Source organism: Myxococcales bacterium (assembly GCA_022563535.1).
Lineage (GTDB): Bacteria > Myxococcota_A > UBA9160 > UBA9160 > UBA4427 > DUBZ01.
The window spans coordinates 1-4,379 of the sequence record JADFNE010000142.1; the positions used below are offsets into that span (position 1 = coordinate 1).

General features: G+C 58.3%; 4 protein-coding genes. 2 read left to right on the forward strand and 2 right to left on the reverse strand.

The features are described 5' to 3' along the window. Window positions 1-768: metallophosphoesterase (locus IH881_20285; GenBank protein ID MCH7870037.1), on the forward strand; the 768-nt coding region annotated here is incomplete at its 5' end. Window positions 769-867: 99 nt separating this feature from the next. On the opposite strand, the gene IH881_20290 is transcribed toward IH881_20285, so the two are convergent. Both IH881_20290 and IH881_20295 read right to left on the reverse strand, forming a co-directional pair. Beyond that, entirely contained in the window at window positions 868-1,677 is an 810-nt protein-coding gene (locus tag IH881_20290) for an enoyl-CoA hydratase/isomerase family protein (GenBank protein ID MCH7870038.1), read from the reverse strand. 281 nt (window positions 1,678-1,958) lie between these two features. Beyond that, on the reverse strand, window positions 1,959-3,590 hold the full coding sequence (locus IH881_20295; GenBank protein MCH7870039.1) for a caspase family protein: 1,632 nt from the start codon (window positions 3,588-3,590) through the stop codon (window positions 1,959-1,961). 199 nt (window positions 3,591-3,789) lie between these two features. Here IH881_20295 and IH881_20300 point away from each other — a divergent pair. Further along, window positions 3,790-4,379 (forward strand): alpha/beta hydrolase (locus IH881_20300; protein MCH7870040.1); only part of this gene is annotated, 590 nt, incomplete at its 3' end.

Here is a 4,379-nt window from a genome sequence, read left to right on the forward strand (position 1 = left end):
GCTGGAGGTGTTGCCAGCAGTACAGAGGCCTATTACTCGTTCGATTACGCCAATATCCACTTCGTCGTGCTGGACTCGGCGGACTCCGACAGGAGCGTTGGAGGCCCCCAGCACAATTGGCTAACGGCCGACCTTGCCAACACCAATCAGCGTTGGATCATCGTCTACTTTCATCATCCGCCCTATAGCAAGGGTACACATGATTCCGACACGGAAACCAGGATGATCGAGATGCGAACGAACTTTGCGCCTGTCTTCGAACAGTACGGAGTCGACCTCGTTCTCGCGGGCCATAGCCACAGCTACGAGCGTTCCTTTCTCATCGAAGGACACTACGGACTGTCGAACACATTCGATGCAATGAGCCACACGGTCGATGGAGGAGATGGCGATCCGTTCGGAGATGGTGCCTATCTTGTTGAGGAAATTGGATCGACGAGCCACCGGGGAACGGTCTACGCGGTCATGGGATGCTCCATCGACGCCCAGGCCGGTGGAACCTTCGACCATCCGATCATGACATCGAACATCTCGTTGACCCTGGGATCGATGATCCTCGACGTGGATGACCTTCAGCTCAACGCTGTCTTTCTCAGCAATGCCGGTGTCGTCCTCGACAGCTTTCAGATCAGCAAGAATTGTGTCTATGTCGGCTGCAGCCCCCCCGCGGTCCCGTCGTTTTCGCCGGGGTCGCTGCTGGTGTTGGTGGGACTGATGGGTCTATCCGGCTTTTGGTACGGAGTGCGTCAACGACACCGGGTTTCCTGATCAGGCCCGAGTAAATCGCGCAGGGGAAAGAATCCCCGCTCCTTTCCAAGATGTAAACTGGAAAGGAGCGGACACCCGTGCAGAAATGTCCCGGAGCGCCTAGGCGAACTTCGAGTCGCGCCACTTGAGCGCAGCTTTGATGCCGTCCTTGGTGGCAATCTCGGAGAACATCTTGCTGTCGGGAGATTCGATTCCCTCGATCAGGACATCGAGGTCGCTGGCGGTCTTTAGCGCCTGGTCCATGCCCATGATTTCGTAGGCGCGGTTGATTGCCATCTTCTGGAGACGGATGGCGACCGGGTCCATCGATGCCATGTCGCGGGCGAGCTTCATCGCGACTTCCATGTACTCGCCCTCGGGTGCGACATGATTGATCAGATTCATTTCGAGCGCGCGTTGGGCCGAGATTCGATCATTGCCGGTAAGGATCAATTCCTTGGCCTGCTTGGGACCCATGACCCAGGGCAGGATCATGGCGACGATTCCGGCGCCGAAGCGCAATTCCGGTTCGCCGAAGAAGGTCTTCTCGTCGGCCACAGTGATGTCGCATGCCACGGCGAGTTCACATCCCCCCGCTAGCGCGTAGCCGTGAACAGCTGCAATGGTCGGCTTGGGGAAACGCCAGAAGCGCATGATGAAATCCATGTCGGCGACCAGATCCCGCTGGAGTTCGGCGAGGTCGGTATCGCCTGCCGTCGTCGTGTAGGCGAGGTCGAAGCCAGCGCAAAAGGCGCGGCCGGCGCCGGTCAGTAGAACGACACGGACATCGTCATCGTTTTCAGCAATGTCGAGGGCAGCGTTTACTTCCTTTTCGAGCTGTCCATTGATTGCGTTGAGTTTCTTCGGAATGTTCAGGGTTAGAACACCGATCGGGCCCTTTTTTTCAAAGATGATGGTCTCGTATGACATGGGTTGCTCCGTCCAGGGAAAGAAAGTTTTATAAAAAAATAAAGACACGCTCAGGGGGTCGAAAACCCCGTGATGTGTCTATTAGAATTGGGCGCTCAAATGTCCAAATTCTGCTGACGGCGCAGAGTATTGCTTATGTCGGGGTATGCGTCACGGCTGTCAAGAAAGGCAGGCGCACGGTAGACTGGCCCGAGCCAGTATCGGAAGAGGCCATCAACGCGCTGCGGGAGCTCGGATACATCGAGTGAGGGAGGGGAGATCCTTGAGCGACGCCACCCATTCTAGTTTGCGACGAAGAAGAAGTCGCCTTCACTCTGGTGCCCCGCGGCGCGTATCACCCGTAGTTCGGGTTCCTGGTTGAGCCCCATCCGAGAGAGCGTGTCGTACATGTGATCGAAGACTCGGCCGTAGAGTTCCACAACCGAGATTGAGCCCGAGTTCTTCTCCAGGACATCGATCAGGGCGCTGGCGAATACGGAATGCTCGGACGTGGGGCCAGTTGCGTCGAGGACCGGTGAATCACCCCCCGAAGCGAGCACGAACCGGCTCTTGCGGGCGAGCTTTTTCTCGAGGTCGCGTTCGCTGAGAGTCGGAAGCTCTGTCACTGGACCGATGGGAAGGTCGGAAGAAAATACGCCGCCATAGCAAGAGTCGGCGATCACGAATGCGCGTCGCGCCTTTGCTGCATCGAGGTGGTTCGTGATCCACCAGTTGTCGACCCAGTTGACGTCCGAGTCCGCGTCCGCGTTCGTCGGCAGCCAGTAGCCGGCCAGCCGCGATCGATCTGAAGGCGGAGGTTTCTCGCCATGACCGGCGAAGTAGATCAGGATGTTGTCCTGCTCTTCGGCAACCGTGTTGAGCGCGTGGATTGCTCGCTTCAGTTCTTCTTCGTTGGCGTCGAGCAAGAGTTGGGTCGAGAAGCCATAGCGATCGGACAGAATCTTCGCGATCCGCCTGGCGTCATTATGCGCAGTCTGCAGTGTCGGCATCGTCTGGTAGTTGTTGTTGCCGATGACCAGCGCGTAGAATTTCCCCATCGCACGACTGCGCATGACCTTGGACGGAAGTTCGGGAAAGCTGAATTGTGTCGGTCTTCCGCCGGCTTTCTTGTTGATCAAGCGATAGGTGGGCAGGGCGACCAGCGTCTGCTGTTTTTGCTCCATCTTTTCATTCAGTTGATCGACCAGGCTTTGCAGGGCGCCGATCTGGTCCTGACTCTTTCCCTTGTGCTGCTTCATGTCCCGGGCCATTTGCGCGAGCTGAGCATTCAAGGCGTTGCGCTGCAGCGTGATGGCCGCGATCTCGCTAGCCAGGGATTTCTTGGCCTCGGCGATCTGGGCGTATGCATCCGATGAGAGCATCAGGCTGTCGGCGGCGATCCCAGAGCCCTGCCGGTAGAGATTCAGTGACTTGATGATGTCGCGTTCGACGCCGAGGCCTTTTTCGTAGAGAACACTGAGGGCGTACATCGATTCGCGATGCCCGTTCTTGACGGCCTGTTCGTACCAATGCACTGCCTTTTCGTAGTTGGGGTCTGCACCCATCACGCCTTCGTAGAGCAACCCCAGGCGGTGTTGGGCTTCGACGTTCCCGCTCTCGGCAAAGGGGAGCCACTTTTCGATGACCGCGTTGGGTTCGGTGGGGTCGTAGGCGACGAAGGTGCCGCCCAGAGATGCGCACTCGAACTCGGTCAGCCGCGCCATGCGCGGGGGTTCGAGGTAGGTGAATTTACTTCCGATCTGGCGAACCGCGCCTTCCACGATACAGTCGACGATGTCGAGGTCGGAGATGTCAAACTTCATACTGGGATCGCTGGCGTCGAGCGACTGGCAGCCGAGCAGGCCTCCGCAGAGCAACAGAACTGCGGTCGTTGCCCGCGTTGCTCTTGTGCTTGCGGTCGTGATGTCGATCATGGGGTGCCTCTCCTCGGGGATGGTCATTTCAAGCGAGATGAAGTTCGCGCGCAGTGGTGTTCACTTTGATGTGCGACGAGTAGAATCAGATCCGTTCGTCCATTTTGTTTTCACGAAGAGCAGCTGCACGCCGAGCGCGAGCGCCCGTATTTTCGTGTTTATCGATGGCGATGGCAATTCTTGGATCGATCGAGGGCGGGTGTCGGACGATCCCACGCCACAAAATCCGATCGCCCTCGACCTGCTCGCCGCGGAGGATTCCTGTGGAATCTACCTCGCAAGGCCCTGCAGCTTCGGTCTGGCGGCGGCGGATCCGAGCTGCGAGCCCCTGGTCTGGACGCTGGACCGGTACTCCGAGCGGGTGATTGAGAGCCTCGAGGGCGCGCTTCTGGAGGTCGCTCCGCGAGACCGTGGACTCGTACTTGTCGGATATAGCGGGGGCGGCCTGCTGGCGGCCCACCTCGCCAACCGGATATCGCGGGTGCAGGGGATCATCACCCTCGGCGCGAATCTGGACCTGGGGGCTTGGGTCGAACATCATGGCTATCTCTCGTCGATTGTTTCGAGAAGTCCGGCAGCGCCATTTCCGATGCGGGGAGATCTGGCTCAGCTTCACGTTTTTGGTGCACGAGACCGGGTCTCGCCAGCGTCGATTTCGCTCAGTTTTTTGCAGAGGGATCCGCGGTCGAGCGAACTCGTTCTCGAGAGCGCGGACCACACCTGTTGTTGGGTCCGTGAGTGGCCGCTAATTCGGGAGCGATTTTTGCGACAAATTGACGAGACGGGTCG

Bases quoted from the DNA above. Each gene is read 5' to 3' on its own strand.
- IH881_20290 (MCH7870038.1), bottom strand. From the start codon at position 1,677: ATGTCATACGAGACCATCATCTTTGAAAAAAAGGGCCCGATCGGTGTT.
- IH881_20295 (MCH7870039.1), bottom strand. From the start codon at position 3,590: ATGATCGACATCACGACCGCAAGCACAAGAGCAACGCGGGCAACGACC.